This window comes from Citrobacter freundii complex sp. 2025EL-00176, from assembly GCF_053309355.1.
In genome coordinates, this window is sequence record NZ_JBRYHT010000021.1 from 39088 (window position 1) to 55699 (window position 16612).

The 16612-nt window shown below is 53.0% G+C and carries 14 protein-coding genes; 5 read left to right on the plus strand and 9 right to left on the minus strand.

The annotated features are described in order from the left end of the window. Positions 1–163 precede the first annotated feature (163 nt). Positions 164–589, minus strand: coding sequence for a nucleoside triphosphatase NudI (nudI, locus tag ACVXHP_RS23240; protein ID WP_038642256.1), 426 nt, complete (start codon positions 587–589; stop codon positions 164–166). A 315-nt stretch (positions 590–904) separates the two neighbouring features. Here nudI and ACVXHP_RS23245 point away from each other — a divergent pair, with 315 nt between their 5' ends. Next, the gene (locus ACVXHP_RS23245) at positions 905–1447 is read left to right on the plus strand and encodes a YfaZ family outer membrane protein (protein ID WP_038642254.1); all 543 of its coding nucleotides are present in this window, start codon (positions 905–907) and stop codon (positions 1445–1447) included. A 79-nt stretch (positions 1448–1526) separates the two neighbouring features. Further along, positions 1527–2723: a nicotinamide mononucleotide deamidase-related protein YfaY gene (locus ACVXHP_RS23250; RefSeq protein ID WP_447572247.1), complete on the plus strand. Its 1197-nt coding sequence runs from the start codon at positions 1527–1529 to the stop codon at positions 2721–2723. 37 nt (positions 2724–2760) lie between these two features. Here the strand turns inward: ACVXHP_RS23250 and ACVXHP_RS23255 are convergent, their stop codons facing one another. The 4 genes from ACVXHP_RS23255 to glpA form a co-directional block, all read right to left on the minus strand. Further along, positions 2761–3147, minus strand: coding sequence for a hypothetical protein (locus ACVXHP_RS23255; RefSeq protein WP_447572248.1), 387 nt, complete (start codon positions 3145–3147; stop codon positions 2761–2763). 218 nt (positions 3148–3365) lie between these two features. Continuing rightward, positions 3366–4556 (minus strand): anaerobic glycerol-3-phosphate dehydrogenase subunit GlpC, encoded by a 1191-nt coding sequence (glpC, locus tag ACVXHP_RS23260; RefSeq protein ID WP_200005704.1) that lies wholly within the window; start codon positions 4554–4556, stop codon positions 3366–3368. After that, positions 4553–5812 (minus strand): glycerol-3-phosphate dehydrogenase subunit GlpB, encoded by a 1260-nt coding sequence (gene glpB, locus ACVXHP_RS23265; RefSeq protein WP_447572249.1) that lies wholly within the window; start codon positions 5810–5812, stop codon positions 4553–4555. The genes glpC and glpB overlap by 4 nt, the downstream gene beginning before the upstream one ends. Continuing rightward, the gene (gene glpA / locus ACVXHP_RS23270) at positions 5802–7430 is read right to left on the minus strand and encodes an anaerobic glycerol-3-phosphate dehydrogenase subunit A (RefSeq protein WP_200005707.1); all 1629 of its coding nucleotides are present in this window, start codon (positions 7428–7430) and stop codon (positions 5802–5804) included. The genes glpB and glpA overlap by 11 nt, the downstream gene beginning before the upstream one ends. Positions 7431–7700: 270 nt before the next feature. On the opposite strand from glpA, the gene glpT reads away from it, so the two are divergent. Together glpT and glpQ are read left to right on the plus strand one after the other, a co-directional pair. Then, on the plus strand, positions 7701–9059 hold the full coding sequence (gene glpT / locus ACVXHP_RS23275; protein ID WP_200005709.1) for a glycerol-3-phosphate transporter: 1359 nt from the start codon (positions 7701–7703) through the stop codon (positions 9057–9059). Between the two features lie 3 nt (positions 9060–9062). Further along, positions 9063–10130: a glycerophosphodiester phosphodiesterase gene (gene glpQ / locus ACVXHP_RS23280; protein ID WP_304700855.1), complete on the plus strand. Its 1068-nt coding sequence runs from the start codon at positions 9063–9065 to the stop codon at positions 10128–10130. A gap of 60 nt (positions 10131–10190) precedes the next feature. Here the strand turns inward: glpQ and ACVXHP_RS23285 are convergent, their stop codons facing one another. Beyond that, positions 10191–11069: a LysR family transcriptional regulator gene (locus tag ACVXHP_RS23285; RefSeq protein ID WP_304700853.1), complete on the minus strand. Its 879-nt coding sequence runs from the start codon at positions 11067–11069 to the stop codon at positions 10191–10193. A gap of 161 nt (positions 11070–11230) precedes the next feature. Here ACVXHP_RS23285 and ACVXHP_RS23290 point away from each other — a divergent pair, with 161 nt between their 5' ends. After that, positions 11231–12421, plus strand: a complete 1191-nt coding sequence (locus ACVXHP_RS23290) for an MFS transporter (RefSeq protein WP_447572250.1) — start codon at positions 11231–11233, stop codon at positions 12419–12421. Between the two features lie 3 nt (positions 12422–12424). Here the strand turns inward: ACVXHP_RS23290 and yfaE are convergent, their stop codons facing one another. From yfaE to nrdA, 3 genes are all read right to left on the minus strand, one after another. After that, entirely contained in the window at positions 12425–12679 is a 255-nt protein-coding gene (gene yfaE / locus ACVXHP_RS23295) for a class I ribonucleotide reductase maintenance protein YfaE (protein WP_106924348.1), read from the minus strand. Position 12680: 1 nt separating this feature from the next. Further along, positions 12681–13811, minus strand: coding sequence for a class Ia ribonucleoside-diphosphate reductase subunit beta (gene nrdB / locus ACVXHP_RS23300; protein ID WP_003027605.1), 1131 nt, complete (start codon positions 13809–13811; stop codon positions 12681–12683). A gap of 111 nt (positions 13812–13922) precedes the next feature. Next, entirely contained in the window at positions 13923–16208 is a 2286-nt protein-coding gene (gene nrdA, locus ACVXHP_RS23305) for a class 1a ribonucleoside-diphosphate reductase subunit alpha (protein ID WP_304700847.1), read from the minus strand. Positions 16209–16612: the final 404 nt, after the last annotated feature.

Here is a 16612-nt window from a genome sequence, read left to right on the forward strand (position 1 = left end):
CGAGATATAAAGGAAAATAACGGTATTTTTAATTTATTGTTTTGAAATTAAATGGATTTTACAGGAGTGGTGCGGCGTAAACGGCATTGCTGGTTACAGTAGACAGGTCAATGCAATGCCGCAATTCAGAGGGTTTATTTTATGCCACTATTAGAACGATAACTTACAGTAATCCTTTCAGGGTTAATGTTTTACGCGTGGCGACATTTAAGTCGTACGTGCCAAGATCTTCCGGTTTAACCCAGGCGAATGCCTGAAACTCTTCGTTAATGTTCACTTCACGATTCGCTGCGACACAATCAAAGATGAGGTAAATCATGTAAATCTCTTCCTGGCTGCCATCGGCATAGGTTTTGGTGCGAATATCATCACTGAAGGTCCATGGGGTAATTTCTGATAACACGAGCTGTTCGCCCAGTTCTTCCCTCACTTCACGACGCAATGCTTCTTCGATGCGTTCGCCCGCTTCAACCCCACCGCCAGAAAGCGCCCACTGGCCGGGGAACACGCCACGGTCATCAGCCATTTTGCACAGTAAATAACAGCCATTATTTTGAATTAATGGACAAACAATCGTTCTTTGGCGCATAAATCGGGTCCTTGTAGGGGGGCTGAGAATTCCATCGTATGTCCATCTTACCTTTTGCTGGCGACAGAAAAAACGCTTCCGTGACGATTAACCCTTCTTTATCTGAGGAGAAAGGGATGTTTGTTGAAAACGAGGGGTAGCTACGTTCGATTCTGCAATTAGCCGCAGAATTTAACCTTAACTCAAACTTGCAAGTAGTATTTGGTTACAATATGCCATTGCATCGCTTTTTTAGCTCATTGATTCCTTGTCATCTGGCAGTACAATTCCTCGGTTTTGGGGCTATGTTTTGATTCTTGCTGGAAAGGATAGAAAATGAAAAAAAGTTTAATGTTGGGTTTTGCCGGAATGCTGTTTGTTTCCGCGTCGGCGAGCGCAATTAGCATTAGTGGCCAGGCGGGCGAAGATTACACCAACCTTGGGTTTGGTATGGGGACTGAGTCCACCGGACTGGCGGTCAGCGGTAACTGGATGCATAACGATGACGACGGCGATGCAGCAGGTCTGGGACTGGGTCTGAATATTCCGCTTGGTCCGTTGCTGGCAACCGTCGGAGGGAAAGGTATTTATACTAACCCTAATGATGGTGATGAAGGCTACGCGGCGGCAGTTGGTGGCGGTTTGCAGTGGCCGATTGGCGATAGTTTCCGCCTGTTTGGTGAGTACTATTATTCTCCTGATTCGCTTTCCAGCGGTATCGACAGCTATGAAGAAGCCAATGCCGGTGCGCGTCTGACAATTATGCGCCCGCTGAGCATTGAAGCCGGTTATCGCTACCTGAACCTGGCGGGTAAAGATGGCAACCGCGATAACGCGATTGCTGATGGTCCGTACGTTGGGGTTAACGCCAGCTTCTGATATTTCTGGCGCGGCGTTCAGTCGCGCCTTCCCCCCTCCATGCGCTATAGTGTTTTCATCATAAAAGCAGGAGAACACGATGTTAAACGTGGAGATGCTATCCACCGGGGATGAAGTGTTGCACGGACAAATCGTCGACACCAATGCCGCCTGGCTGGCTGATTTTTTCTTTAATCAGGGATTACCGTTAACCCGCCGCAATACGGTAGGGGACAATCTTGACGATTTGGTCGCTATTTTACGTGAGCGTAGCGAACACGCCGATGTGCTGATCGTTAATGGCGGTCTGGGGCCAACCAGCGATGATTTAAGCGCGCTGGCGGCGGCAACGGCGAAAGGCGAAGGGCTGGTACTGCATGAAGCATGGCTGGCCGAGATGGAGCGTTATTTCCGCGACCGTGGCCGCGTGATGGCGCCGAGCAACCGAAAACAGGCTGAGCTTCCTGCCAGCGCTGAATTTATCAATAATCCTGTCGGAACCGCGTGCGGATTCGCCGTGAAGCTAAACCGTTGCCTGATGTTCTTTACGCCAGGCGTACCATCGGAATTTAAAGTCATGGTTGAGCATGAGATTCTGCCGCGTTTGCGTGAGCGTTTTTCTCTGCCTCAACCACCGCTCTGTCTGCGATTAACCACCTTTGGCCGTTCTGAAAGTGACCTGGCGCAGAGTCTGGATCCGCTGCCTTTGCCGCCGGGAGTGACAATGGGTTACCGCTCGTCGATGCCGATTATCGAGCTGAAGCTGACCGGGCCGGATTCCCAACGGGACGCCATGCTGGCGCTGTGGCCTGAGGTGAAGCGGGTTGCCGGACAGAATATGATTTTCGAAGGTACGGAAGGTTTGCCAGCGCAAATCGCCCGTACATTGCAGGAGCGGCAATACAGTCTGACGCTGAGCGAACAGTTCACCGGTGGCTTAGTTGCACTCCAGCTCTCGCGCGCTAATGCCCCTCTGTTAGCGAGCGAAGTGGTTCCGCCCCAGGAAGAAACGCTGGCGCAAACGGCGCACTGGATTACCGAGCGACGTGGCAAACACTATGCCGGGCTGGCGCTGGCAGTATCAGCATTCGAAAGCGAACATATTAACTTTGCGCTGGCCACCCCTGATGGGACACATGCCTTGCGCGTAAGGCTTAGCGCTAATCGCTACAGCTTGCCGATTCGTCAGGAAGTTTGCGCGATGATGGCACTGAATATGCTGCGTCGTTGGCTAAACGACCAGGATGTTGCCAGCGAGCACGGCTGGATTGAAGTAGTTGAAACGCTGACGATTTAATTATTGATAGGGAAGGCTACAACCTTCCCTATCAGGCTCACGCGGTGACATCGCCGGATATCCCGGTAATTAACTGAACCAAATTATGATCAATTCCATTTTCCAGCATCATGCGAGCGATACGTAGGGCTTCTTCTTGCGTACCTTTTTGCACTCCTTGCTCTAAACCTTTTTCTAATCCTTGCCGTATCCCTTCTTGAAGACCATGGTGGTGACCTTCTTGTCTTAGTCTCTCTGCGATTGTCATCAACCTCTCCTTGTGATGGGGGGAACGTTCGGCAACCTCACGGATAAATTCGCTCACGTGAGAAGCATCGCCGTACCGTAGGAGGTAATTAAATAGCGTTTGTAGCTGGCTGTCATTAGCGGTGCTTGTAATTAAAAGTGAAACCAGACGGTCTACCAGCCCCATCAAATCACGCATGCATCATGCGGTGTAGAGGTGGTTGATTTATCCATGGTCGTCCGTCACCTGAAGGGGAAGTTGGCATGACGGTACCTACTTTTAACAAGGGCTGCATGGGAGGATTTGGCTATTTGCGCGGGTGAATCAGAGATAAATACGGCCGATTGCAACGTATTCAATTAAGCGGAACAGGGTTCGCAAAAAAGCCCGATAGCAAACGCCACCGGGCAACAGAGCTAACCCAACGCTTTGGCAAGCAGGGTGATCGGATGTTCACAGCGAAGACTTGTAGACATCTCTATCTGCCATTTACAGGTTTCGCAGTCGGTGACAACGATATCGGCACCGCTTTCTTCAATCTGGCGGAATAACGGTGCGCCAATCGATTGTGATGTCGGGTAGTTTTCTTTTTTAAAGCCGTATGTTCCGGCGATTCCGCAACACTGAGAATCTAACACCGTCAGCTCCAGGCCTGGAATTTGGCGCAGCAGTTCCAGCGTGTAGAGCGTCCAGCCCATTTTCTCCATATGGCAAGGCGTGTGATAGACCACTTTCAGCGGCAGCGTCTTCAGCGGCAACGTTTTGCCTTCATCCAGCTTGCGCCACAGCCAGCGGGTTGCCAGCTCAATATGTTCGCGCAGACCGGTGTTGTCCACGTCCAGCACTTCCGGGTACTCATCGCGGAGTGCAAAGGTACAGGTTGATGAGGTGGCGATCACCGGAATACCTTTCCCGTCAATCGCTTCCCTGAGCGAGGCCACGTTGCTCACCGCCTGCTTGCGTGCTTTATCGGTAAAGCCGTTGGCGATCAGCGGTACGCCGCAGCATTTCTCTTTGCTCAGCAGCTGTACGCCGGTTCCCATGGCGTTCAAGACCTTGATCAGGTCTTTACCGAGTTGCGGATGGTTGTAATTCACAAAACAGCCGTGGAAAAAGGCGACCTGATCCGGATACTGCGCCTGCTGCGCGGCAACGCTGCGATACCAGCGACGGAACGTACCAAAGGAGTATTTCGGTAGCGTACGGCGATGGTCGATTTTCAGCGCGTAGTCCAGCAACTGGCGTACCGGTTTCAGCGAGGTGGCGGTATTCACTATCGGCGCGAACGGGGTGGATACACTTCCCATTAAATCCGTGTGGCTTAAAACAAAATTACGCAGCGATGGACGCGTGGTGTCATATTTGGCGCGCGCGCGCTGAATGATATCGCCAATTTTCACATCTGACGGACACGCCACTTCGCAGCGCTTACAGTTGATGCAGTATTTCAGCGCGTCGTCGTATAACGCGCCATCTTTCAGGCGCAAGCGTTCGCCGTCCGGTCCGGCCTGTTTTGGGCCAGGGTATCCCGGATTGACGCGGCTTACCGGGCAGGCGGTGGTGCACACCGTGCATTTGATACAACTTTCAAAACGTGTGTCGCTCATTGCTGTCCTCCTGCACGTTTCGCAATGTCATGTGCGGCGTGTAAGGCGCTGATTGCGCATACGCCGCCTCCGCAACCCTCGGCAATAGGGTCAAAACCACCGAGAACAGAACCGATGGCATACATATTCTCTACCGTTTTTCCTGCCAGCGACGGGCGCAGCGTAGCATCGGTTGTGACGCCAAACTGTTGCCACGGTTGCGGATCGAAGACGTCACGCTGATACCACTCGGCGCGGGTGGCGGTTTGCTGTACATCCAGTCCGAGGATCGGTTCATGGATGGCTTCGCGCGTGGCGACCAGACCGCTGCTGAAGAAGCTGCCGCTGGCGAGTACGGCGAAGCGTGGACGCAACGGGATATCGGCATGGTTACGAGTCCAGACTTCACTGACTACACCGTCCTGACAGGTGATTTTCTTCACTTCATCACCCGGCATCCAGACGCCGCCCTGGCGCACAAACTGGCGCTGTAATTTGTTATGCAGACGCATACCCAGTACCGAAGGCGGTAGAGTCGGTAACAGCGTCAACGAGCAGGGAAGGCGCTCGTTAAGCCAGTGCCAGAGGCGCTCATCCGCCAGGCCGAAACAAGCTGGCATAATGATCATGTCGCAGGTTTTTGCCAGTGGCAGTAAAGCATCATAGAGCAACGACCATTTATCTTCGTTGTCCAGCAGACGCGCAATATTGACAGCGCGAAACTCGGTTGGGTTATCACGCAGGACATCCAGCTCAGGCAGATCGATTTCTGCCGTCTCGACGCTGAGATTGCGCTGGCGCAGCGAGGCCGCGGCGAGATGCGCCTGAAAATCCAGTAAACCGCTGATACCGACAACGCAGATACGCTGTGCGGACAGTGGCCACACCGGAACTTCTGGGGAACTTAACCAGGTTGAACGCAGGGTTCCCAACGGGGTTACACGTTGATGTGACTGGCGTACCTTGCCCTGCAAATGCGTTCCACACTCTTCCAGCAGATCCTGCGCCTGCTGGGCCAGCTCCAGGACGTTTTGTGTTCCGATGGTGCTATACGGATGCGTGGGCGCCTGAGTACGCAGCGCATTCAGACCGGCTTCTATCTCCACCACCGGTTGACCATCGGGCAAGTTGCTGAGCAAATCCAGTGAGCCGGAGGAAAAATGCAGGGCGCTTTGGCCGCGCGTGACAATCGTGCAGCGCAACCCGCTTTTTTGCAACTGCAGGCCGCACAGCAGTCCGGCCAGGCCGCCGCCGATAATGACGGTATCAAATTTCATCCTGGTGCTCCTTTTCCAGACCGCACAATCCCTGATAGACCCAGCGCGTGAATTCGCTTTCGCGCAGCGCATCTCCCCAGGCGATAGGCTGCACGCCTTTCCAGCGCTCATTGAGGAAATCGGAAAGCTGGGTGATAGATTGCGCAGCGGTGGTGACATTAAAACGTTGCAGCAAACCTGCGGCGCGGCAGGCGCACAATTCGCCCTGGCAGGTCCCCATACCAACGCGGGTACGGCGACGTAAATCGAGCAGGCTGTTGACGGTTAGGTTCTCGACGGCGTATTGCACTTCGCCCGCGGTGACCGCTTCACATTCACAAACCAGGCTACGGTGCTGACGGCCTTCGCTAAGCCACGCCGGGGTGCGATCGCCGTGACGGTAGACTGCCGAGCCGCGCAACGGCGCGGGCAACGAAATTACGCGTTTCAGCGTGTGCTCGGTGGATTCCTGCGAGCCGGGCAGCGCGGTGTCCGCCGTGGTGCAAGGTTGAGAATTGCCCAGCTTACGGCAAACGGCATCGGTGGCCCATTCCGCCATCAGACGGTAGGTCATCAGTTTGCCGCCGGTAATGGTGATAAACCCATCCAGTCCGTCACGTTCGGCGTGATCGAACAGCACAATACCGCGGCTGACGTTACGACCGCTTGGATCGTCGTCGCTGGCGACCAGCGGTCGCACGCCTGAGTAGGCGCGTAAAATGCGCGTTTTCGCCATAATGGGCGCCAGTTTCTCGCCCTCACGTAGCAGAATATCGACCTCTTCGGCGGTGACGCGGTTGCTGTCGATATCGTCGTAGTCAATGTGCTGCGAGGTGGTGCCGATGAGCGAAATGGTATCGCCAGGCACCAGAATATCGGCGTCAGAGGGTTTACGGCAGCGGTTAATGACATGCTGGTTTATGCGATGATCCATAATCAGCAGTGAACCTTTGGCCGGGAACATCCGGATACTCAGATCGGCATATTCGGCAATGCGCTGGCCCCAGATCCCGGCGGCGTTTACCACCACCGGCGCATGCAGGGACTGCATCTCACCCGTCAGATGATTGCGCACGTTAACGCCGCAAACCGTTGTCCCTTCACGAATCAGTCCCGTCACTTCATGCGCCGTTAAGATAACCGCGCCATGCTCACGCGCATCCAGCATGTTGGCGGCGGTTAAGCGGAAAGGATCGACCGTACCGTCCGGCACTTTGACTGCGCCAATCAACTGTGGGTTGACGGCGGGTTCGATAATGCGCGCCTGCTTAGGGTCAATCGCTTCTGCGCGAATACCGGCCTCTTCACAGGCGCGAATAAAGGTAGCCTGGAAGGAGAGCTCATCCTCCGGCAGGGTAATAAACAGACCGTCCGTCGGCTCAACGCAATGACGGGCGATACGTTTCAGAATCTGGTTTTCGCTGATGCACTCACGGGCAGATTCAGCGTCGGTGACGGCGTAGCGTGCACCGCTGTGCAGCAGGCCATGGTTACGTCCGGTCGCGCCCGTGGCGATATCGTGGCGTTCCACTAAGATGACGCGCAACCCGCGCAGCGCACAGTCGCGTGCGATCCCTGCACCTGTTGCTCCTCCACCAATGATAATCACGTCACTTGTTTGCGAGTCGCGAGTTTTCATTGTTTTTCCTCACAGTTCGTTTTTTATCATTTAGCCACATAAAAAACATGGATTGTTTGATTTCGCGCATAATCGCTCATTATTCGAAAATGAAACGTGATTCCGTGCGCCTTTATGAACATTTGTCATAAATCTGTAACAATATGTGCTGCGTTTCACATTTTTGTTATGTATCTTTCCTTAACATCGCGGCCACACTGGGAGCGGTAGGGTAGTAATGACGAACTGCAGTGTTTACTTCGAATGAAAGACGGCCACGGAGGCTACACTATGTTGAGTATTTTTAAACCAGCGCCACATAAGGCGCGTTTGCCTGCTACGGAGATCGACCCGACATATCGTCGATTGCGTTGGCAGATTTTCCTGGGGATTTTCTTTGGTTATGCCGCGTACTATCTGGTACGTAAGAACTTCGCCCTGGCGATGCCATATCTGGTTGAGCAGGGTTTCTCTCGTGGCGATCTGGGTTTTGCCTTATCTGGTATCTCCATCGCTTACGGATTTTCGAAATTCATCATGGGGTCCGTTTCGGATCGCTCGAATCCGCGCGTTTTCCTGCCAGCAGGTTTGATTCTGGCTGCTGCAGTGATGTTGTTTATGGGCTTTGTGCCGTGGGCGACATCGAGCATTGCGGTAATGTTTGTGCTGCTGTTCCTCTGCGGATGGTTCCAGGGGATGGGGTGGCCGCCGTGTGGCCGTACCATGGTGCACTGGTGGTCGCAGAAAGAACGTGGCGGCATTGTTTCCGTCTGGAACTGTGCGCACAACGTGGGCGGCGGTCTGCCTCCTCTGCTGTTCCTGCTCGGTATGGCCTGGTTCAATGACTGGAAAGCGGCGCTGTATATGCCTGCTTTCGGTGCGATCGTTGTCGCGCTGTTTGCCTTTGCTCTGATGCGTGATACGCCGCAATCCTGTGGTCTACCGCCTATTGAAGAGTATAAGAACGACTACCCGGACGATTACAACGAGAAAGCGGAAGAAGAGCTGACTGCGAAGCAGATCTTCATGCAGTACGTACTGCCAAACAAACTGTTGTGGTACATCGCTATCGCCAACGTGTTTGTTTATCTGCTGCGCTACGGCATCCTGGACTGGTCACCGACCTACCTGAAAGAAGTGAAGCATTTCGCACTCGATAAATCATCCTGGGCCTACTTCCTGTATGAATACGCGGGTATTCCGGGCACGCTGCTGTGTGGTTGGATGTCGGATAAAGTCTTCCGCGGCAACCGTGGTGCGACCGGCGTGTTCTTTATGACGCTGGTGACTATCGCGACCATCGTTTACTGGATGAACCCGGCAGGGAACCCGAACGTTGATATGGCTTGTATGATTATCATCGGCTTCCTGATCTACGGCCCGGTTATGTTGATCGGCCTGCACGCGCTGGAACTGGCACCGAAAAAAGCGGCGGGCACGGCGGCAGGCTTTACCGGACTGTTCGGTTATCTCGGCGGTTCTGTGGCGGCGAGCGCCATTGTCGGCTACACCGTTGACTTCTTCGGCTGGGACGGCGGTTTTATGGTGATGATTGGCGGTAGTGTGCTGGCGGTGATTCTGCTGGTGGTCGTCATGATTGGCGAAAAACGCCATCACGAAGAAATGCAGCTGAAACGTAACGGGGGCTAATTAATGAAAACCACATTGAAAAGTCTCAGCGTGGCGCTGATGCTGGCAGGTATGGTTGTTAGCAGCGCGGCGGTCGCCGCCGATAAAATCGTGATTGCGCATCGTGGGGCAAGCGGTTATTTACCGGAGCATACGCTGCCCGCGAAGGCGATGGCCTATGCTCAGGGCGCGGATTATCTGGAGCAGGATTTGGTGATGACCAAGGATGACCATCTGGTCGTCCTGCATGACCACTATCTGGACCGCGTCACCGATGTCGCTGAGCGTTTTCCGGATCGTGCGCGTAAAGATGGACGTTATTACGCTATCGATTTTACGCTTGATGAGATCAAATCGCTGAAATTTACCGAAGGCTTTGATATCGAAAATGGCAAAAAGGTCCAGACATACCCAGGGCGTTTCCCAATGGGTAAATCTGATTTCCGGGTGCACACTTTCGAAGAAGAGATTGAATTCGTTCAGGGACTGAATCACTCAACCGGTAAAAACATCGGCATTTACCCGGAAATGAAGGCGCCGTGGTTTCATCACCAGGAAGGGAAGGACATCGCCGCGAAAACGCTGGAAGTACTGAAAAAGTACGGGTATACCAGCAAAAACGACAAGGTTTACCTGCAGTGTTTTGATGTCGCGGAGTTAAAGCGCATTAAAAATGAACTGGAACCGAAGATGGGGATGGACCTCAATCTGGTGCAGTTGATTGCGTACACTGACTGGAATGAAACTCAGGAGAAAAAGCCGGATGGTAGTTGGGTTAATTACAACTACGACTGGATGTTCAAACCGGGTGCCATGAAGCAGGTTGCGCAGTATGCGGACGGCATTGGGCCGGACTACCACATGCTGGTTGATGAGAAGTCTAAGAAAGGCAATATCTCGTTAACTGGCATGGTTAAGGACGCGCATCAGAACAAGATGGTGGTGCATCCTTATACCGTTCGTGCCGATCAGCTACCGGATTACACCACTGACGTAAACCAGTTGTATGACATTCTGTATAACAAGGCGGGCGTTGACGGGTTGTTCACCGACTTCCCCGACAAAGCAGTGAAATTCCTGAATAAAGAGTAATGGCACAAGGCCTGTGATGCACCTCCGGTCACAGGCCTGATTGGATAACGTTCTTAACTGCTAGATAAGGCCGTCTGCTGTCAACGTTTCCATACAAGCCTGCAGGAGAAATAAAGGGCTGCCGTCCACCGGTGGCTCTTTTGCCAGTAACGATATCTGTCGATAGAACGTCGGCTCCAGCGCCACCGAGCGTATCTCCCCACCAATGGCTTTCAGCGTCAATTCCGGTAATAACGCAATACCCAGTCCCTGCCGAATAAAGCTCATCGCGGTATCCGGATGGTTAAATTCGTATTTAATAACCGGCTCAATACCTTTCTCTTTAAATAGCGTCATGATGCTTAATTCATAGCGACCTTTACTGATAATCAGCGGTTCTCCCACCAGTTGTTCAACCTTAACCGCGGTATTGGCAGCCAGGGGATGGCTTTCGGGAACCACGACGGTAAATTTGTCGCGATAGATCGGTACGCAGTACATGCCAGTCACCGGAAAATGCACAAATCCAGCATCAATATCCCCACTGCGCAGAGAATCCACGATCGCCGTGCTGTTCTCTTCGAAGGGAATGATTTTGATGTGCGGATGGTGCTGCTCGAAGTGGTGGATAATGCCCGGTAAAATGCAGGCGCAGGCGCTGGGAAAACAGCCGATACGCAAGGTTCGGGCTGGATTTTTTCGCTCCTGCTCGGCGATCTCTTTCACCGCGTTGGTTTCAGAAACTATCATGCGCAGGTGCGGTACGATCCGCCTTCCAACCGGGGTGAGTTGAATGTCTTTGCGGCGTTCGCGGATAAGACATTCGACCCCTAGCTCATCTTCAAGCGCTGAAATCGCCTGGCTTACAGCGGATTGGGTCATATACAGCCGCTTACTGGCTTCGGTAAAACCGCCGCATTCAAGCACCGCAAGCAGGGCGTGGATTTGGGTTAATGTCATTAGCTCCCTCTAATTAACAATATTAAAACGATTAATTTCTCTAATATGATGAACCTGTTTACACTTGCGGTCTACCGTATAAATCACATGTTGACGCACCTGTCCGTAGTTCAGTTGAGCTGAGCGTTGCCTGCGTGCGCCGTCTGGACAGGTTGTCGAATATGAAAGAAAAACTGTGGACGAAGGATTTTTGGGCAATCACGATAATTAGCTTCATTATATTCTTTGTGTTTTATGTCCTGCTCACGTTATTACCGATCTATATTTCGGATCGCCTGCATGCCACGCCGGATAAAGCCGGCTTATTGGTCACCTTCTTTTTAGGCGCCGCAATTGTTGTGCGTCCGTTCGCCGGGCAATGGGTGGGAAAATATTCGAATAAAACGATTCTGGTGCTCTCTTCTCTGGCCTTTTTGGTTGTCACTGCGCTGTATCCTGTTTGCCACTCCATTGAATCGCTGCTGTTTATTCGGGTGCTTCATGGGGTGACGTTTGGCGTCATTACCACGGTAAAAGGAACGATTTCCGCGCGGCTGATACCGGCCTCCCGACGTGGGGAGGGCATCAGTTTTTTCTCTTTGGCCATGGGGCTGGCAATGGTTGTGGGGCCGTGGGTAGGGCTGAATATGGCACGCTGGGAAGCTTTTACCACTGCCTTCTGGCTGTGTAGCGCGGTTGCCGCACTGGGTATTATCCTGTCATTGATCGTCGCCGTACCGCCGGTCATCCGTCATGCCGATGGCTCAAAACCGAAGCTGGGATTTGCGGCAATGTTTGACCGTGCCGCGCTGCCTTTCGCGATGGTGACGTTTTTCATGACCTTCTCCTATGCGGGTGTGTCTGCTTTTCTCGCGCTGTATGCGCGCGAGTTGGATCTGATGGCCGCCGCCAGTAATTTCCTGTTGTGCTACGCCATTTTCCTGATGATCTGTCGAACCTTTACCGGCAACATTTGTGATAAAAAAGGGCCGAAATACGTGGTATATCCGTGTTTGCTGGCCTTTACCTTCGGACTGGTGGCGCTTGGCTACACCAACGGCAGCATCATGATGATTATTGCCGGGGGATTAATCGGCATTGGTTACGGTTCGGTCACGCCGGTATTCCAGACACAAATTATTAGCTCGGTGGAGCCGCATAAAATTGGCATCGCCAATTCGCTTTTCTTCAATGCGATGGATGCGGGAATGGCGATTGGCGCGTTCATTATGGGGATGATGGTCGAGGGCGTGGGCTATCGGGCGATCTATCTGGTAGGGGCGCTGCTGGTGGTTTTAGCCGGGGCGCTGTACATTGCGCAGATGAAACGCCGCGGGGCGATGCCGTTAGTTAGCGCACACGAGGTGCACTAACCGTTACATCTCGATTTCGATATCACCTTTTGCCCGGCAGCAGCAGGGCAAAATTTCGTCTGGCTGGATAAAGGCCAGCGGTTCGGTCAGCCAGTCAACCTGGCCGGACACCAACCGCGTGCGGCAGGAGCCGCAGTAGCCTTCGCGACACTGGTATTCCACCTCAACGTTGTGGGACTCCAGCGCCGCCAGCAGGGACGGGTGTTCATCCTGGCACAGCAACCGTGTGCCAGTGATGCGCAGAAAAACGCGGCTCATATCAAAGCTGGAAGTTGCTGAGATCGTCAGTATCGACTTCCGAGTCAATCTGCCCAACCAGATAGGAGCTGACTTCCACTTCCTGCGGCGCAACCTGTACGTTATCGGACACCAGCCAGGTGTTGATCCACGGGATCGGGTTAGAACGCGTCTGGAACGGCAGATCCAGCCCAACAGCCTGCATACGAATGTTGGTGATGTACTCAACGTACTGGCACAGAATATCTTTGTTCAGGCCGATCATCGAACCGTCACGGAACAGATAGTCCGCCCACTCTTTCTCTTGCAACGCGGCCTGCACGAACAGGTCGTAGCACTCTTGCTTACACTCTTCTGCGATTTCCGCCATCTCTGGGTCGTCTACACCGCTGCGCAGCAGGTTCAGCATGTGCTGGGTGCCGGTCAGGTGCAGGGCTTCGTCGCGGGCGATCAGGCGAATAATTTTCGCGTTGCCTTCCATCAGTTCACGTTCAGCGAAGGCGAAGGAGCAGGCGAAGCTGACGTAGAAGCGAATGGCTTCCAGCGCGTTGACGCTCATCAGGCACAGGTACAGCTTTTTCTTCAACTCACGCAGATTCACGACAACCGTTTTGCCATTAACGGTATGGGTGCCTTCACCGAGCAGATGCCAGTAGCTGGTCATCTCGATCAATTCGTCATAGTAGCTGGAAATGCCTTCCGCGCGCTTCTGGATCTGCTCGTTGGTGACGATATCGTCAAACACCACAGCCGGATCGTTGACGATGTTACGGATGATATGGGTGTAAGAGCGCGAGTGGATAGTTTCAGAAAACGCCCAGGTTTCGACCCAGGTTTCCAGTTCAGGAATGGAGATTAACGGCAGCAGCGCAACGTTCGGGCTACGTCCCTGAATGGAGTCCAGCAGCGTCTGATACTTCAGGTTGCTGATGAAGATATGCTTTTCATGCTCCGGCAGCGCCTGGAAGTCGATGCGATCGCGGGAAACATCGACCTCTTCCGGACGCCAGAAGAAAGAGAGCTGCTTTTCGATCAGTTTTTCGAAGATGTCATATTTTTGCTGATCGTAGCGGGCGACGTTCACCGGCTGGCCGAAGAACATCGGTTCCAGAAGCTGATCGTTTTTCGTCTGTGAAAAAGTGGTGTATGCCATTGATGTGAATCCTTTGTGGGATGAGCGCCGGATGCGGTACAAACACCTTATCCGGCCTACAAACCGTGCAATCGTAGGCCGGGTAAGCGTAGCGCTACCCGGCAACATTCATCAGATCTTACATGCGCCGCTTTCGCAGCCATCGTCCTGAATGGACGGTACCAGATCGTCCTGAGTATCTTCCGCACCATCGCGGGTGTTCTGATAATACAGCGTTTTGACGCCAAATTTGTATGCGGTGAGCAGGTCTTTCAGCAACTGCTGCATCGGCACTTTTCCTGACGGGAAACGCGTCGGATCATAGTTGGTGTTGGCTGAAATCGACTGATCGATAAACTTCTGCATAATACCTACCAGTTGCAGATAGCCGTCGTTGTTCGGCATTTCCCACAGCAGTTCGTAGGCGTCGTGCAGGTGTTCGTAGTCCGGCACGACCTGACGCAGAATCCCATCTTTAGACGCTTTGATGCTCACGTAGCCGCGCGGTGGTTCAATACCGTTAGTCGCGTTCGAGATCTGCGAAGAGGTCTCAGATGGCATCAGCGCGGAGAGCGTGGAGTTACGCAGGCCGTGAGTCTTGATGGACTCACGCAACGCTTCCCAGTCCAGGTGCAGCGGCTCGTTGGCAATCGCATCCAGGTCTTTCTTATAGGTATCGATCGGCAAAATACCCTGGGAGTAGGTTGTTTCGTTAAACCACGGGCACGCGCCTTGCTCTTTTGCCAGCTCGTTAGAGGCTTTCAGCAGGTAATACTGAATGGCTTCGAAGGTCTGGTGGGTCAGGTTATTGGCGCTACCGTCGGAGTAACGCTTACCGTTTTTCGCCAGCCAGTAGGCGTAGTTGATGACGCCAATACCCAGCGTACGACGGCCCATCGCGCCGCGTTTTGCGGCCGGGATTGGATAATCCTGATAATCGAGCAACGCATCCAGCGCGCGCACCGCCAGTACGGCCAGTTCTTCCAGCTCGTCCAGGCTCTTAATCGCGCCGAGGTTGAAAGCGGACAGCGTACACAACGCAATTTCGCCGTTTTCGTCGTTAACGTCGGTCAGCGGTTTGGTCGGCAGGGCGATTTCCAGACACAGGTTGGACTGGCGCACCGGCGCAACGACCGGATCGAACGGGCTGTGGGTGTTGCAGTGGTCCACGTTCTGAATGTAGATACGGCCTGTAGAGGCACGTTCCTGCATCATCAGGGAGAACAGTTCGACCGCTTTCACGCGCTGTTTACGGATGCTGTCGTCGTTTTCATATTGGGTGTACAGACGTTCGAACTCGTCCTGATCGGCGAAGAACGCGTCATACAGCCCCGGTACGTCGGACGGGCTGAACAAGGTAATGTCGCCGCCTTTCAGCAGACGGGTGTACATCAGTTTGTTGATTTGTACGCCGTAGTCCATGTGACGCACGCGGTTGCCTTCAACGCCGCGGTTGTTTTTCAGCACCAGCAGGCTTTCGACTTCCAAGTGCCACATTGGGTAGAACAGGGTGGCCGCACCGCCGCGCACACCGCCTTGCGAGCAGGATTTCACCGCGGTCTGGAAGTGCTTGTAGAACGGAATACAGCCAGTGTGGAATGCTTCACCGCCGCGAATCGGGCTGCCTAGCGCACGAATACGACCGGCGTTGATGCCGATACCGGCGCGCTGAGAAACGTATTTCACGATAGCGCTGGAGGTGGCGTTGATGGAATCCAGGCTGTCGCCGCACTCGATCAGTACGCAGGAGCTGAACTGACGGGTTGGAGTACGCACGCCGGACATAATTGGCGTCGGCAGAGAAATTTTGAACGTTGAAACGGCATCGTAGAAACGTTTTACGTATTGCAGACGCGTTTCACGCGGATAGTTAGAGAACAGGCAAGCCGCTACCAAAATGTAGAGGAACTGCGCGCTTTCATAAATCTCACCGGTGACACGGTTTTGCACCAGATATTTACCTTCTAACTGCTTCACCGCAGCGTAGGAGAAGGTCATATCACGGTCGTGTACGATGAACGAGTCCATCTGCTTGAACTCTTCTTCCGTGTAGTCTTCCAGCAGATGATTGTCGTATTTGCCCATTTCAACCATTTTCACCACATGGTCGTAAAGTGCAGGCGGTTCAAACTCGCCGTAGGCTTTTTTGCGCAGGTGGAAAATGGCCAGGCGGGCAGCCAGGTACTGATAATCCGGTGCCTCGCGGGAGATCAGGTCGGCGGCTGCTTTGATGATCGTCTCATGGATATCGGACGTTTTGATACCGTCATAAAATTGAATATGAGAGCGCAGCTCGACCTGAGAAATCGATACGTTATTCAGTCCTTCTGCCGCCCAATCCAGAACTCGGTGGATTTTGTCGAGATTGATGCGCTCTGTACTACCATCACGCTTTGTCACCAGCAGACTCTGATTCATGTGGTTTTTTACCTGTCCGTGAAAGAAAAAATATCCCCCATATTATCCACAGAGTCATGTTGTGACTAAGTCTGTGGATAAATACTATATGTAGGGGTTGTTTGATAAAATAGACGCTATATGGTGAGTATTCTAGTAGGGATTCTTTTCAGCACAAGAGTTGATTTTGACGTTAAATTGAGGTTGCAAAAGGGTAAGAATCGCTAAGTGCGCGTCTTATAAGGCCTGGCGGGGATGTCAATAATTGAGAAAAAAAATAGAAAATTTGATCGAGTGCTGATTTCTTCATCTAAGGCGAAGAAAGTTCTTATGATCTGGCACAGGATTTGTAGATACTGTTATTGCCTGCAAGCCTTTTCACGTTTCGCGGTTACGGATTGCAGGCACGACCAGTCACAGCGCCG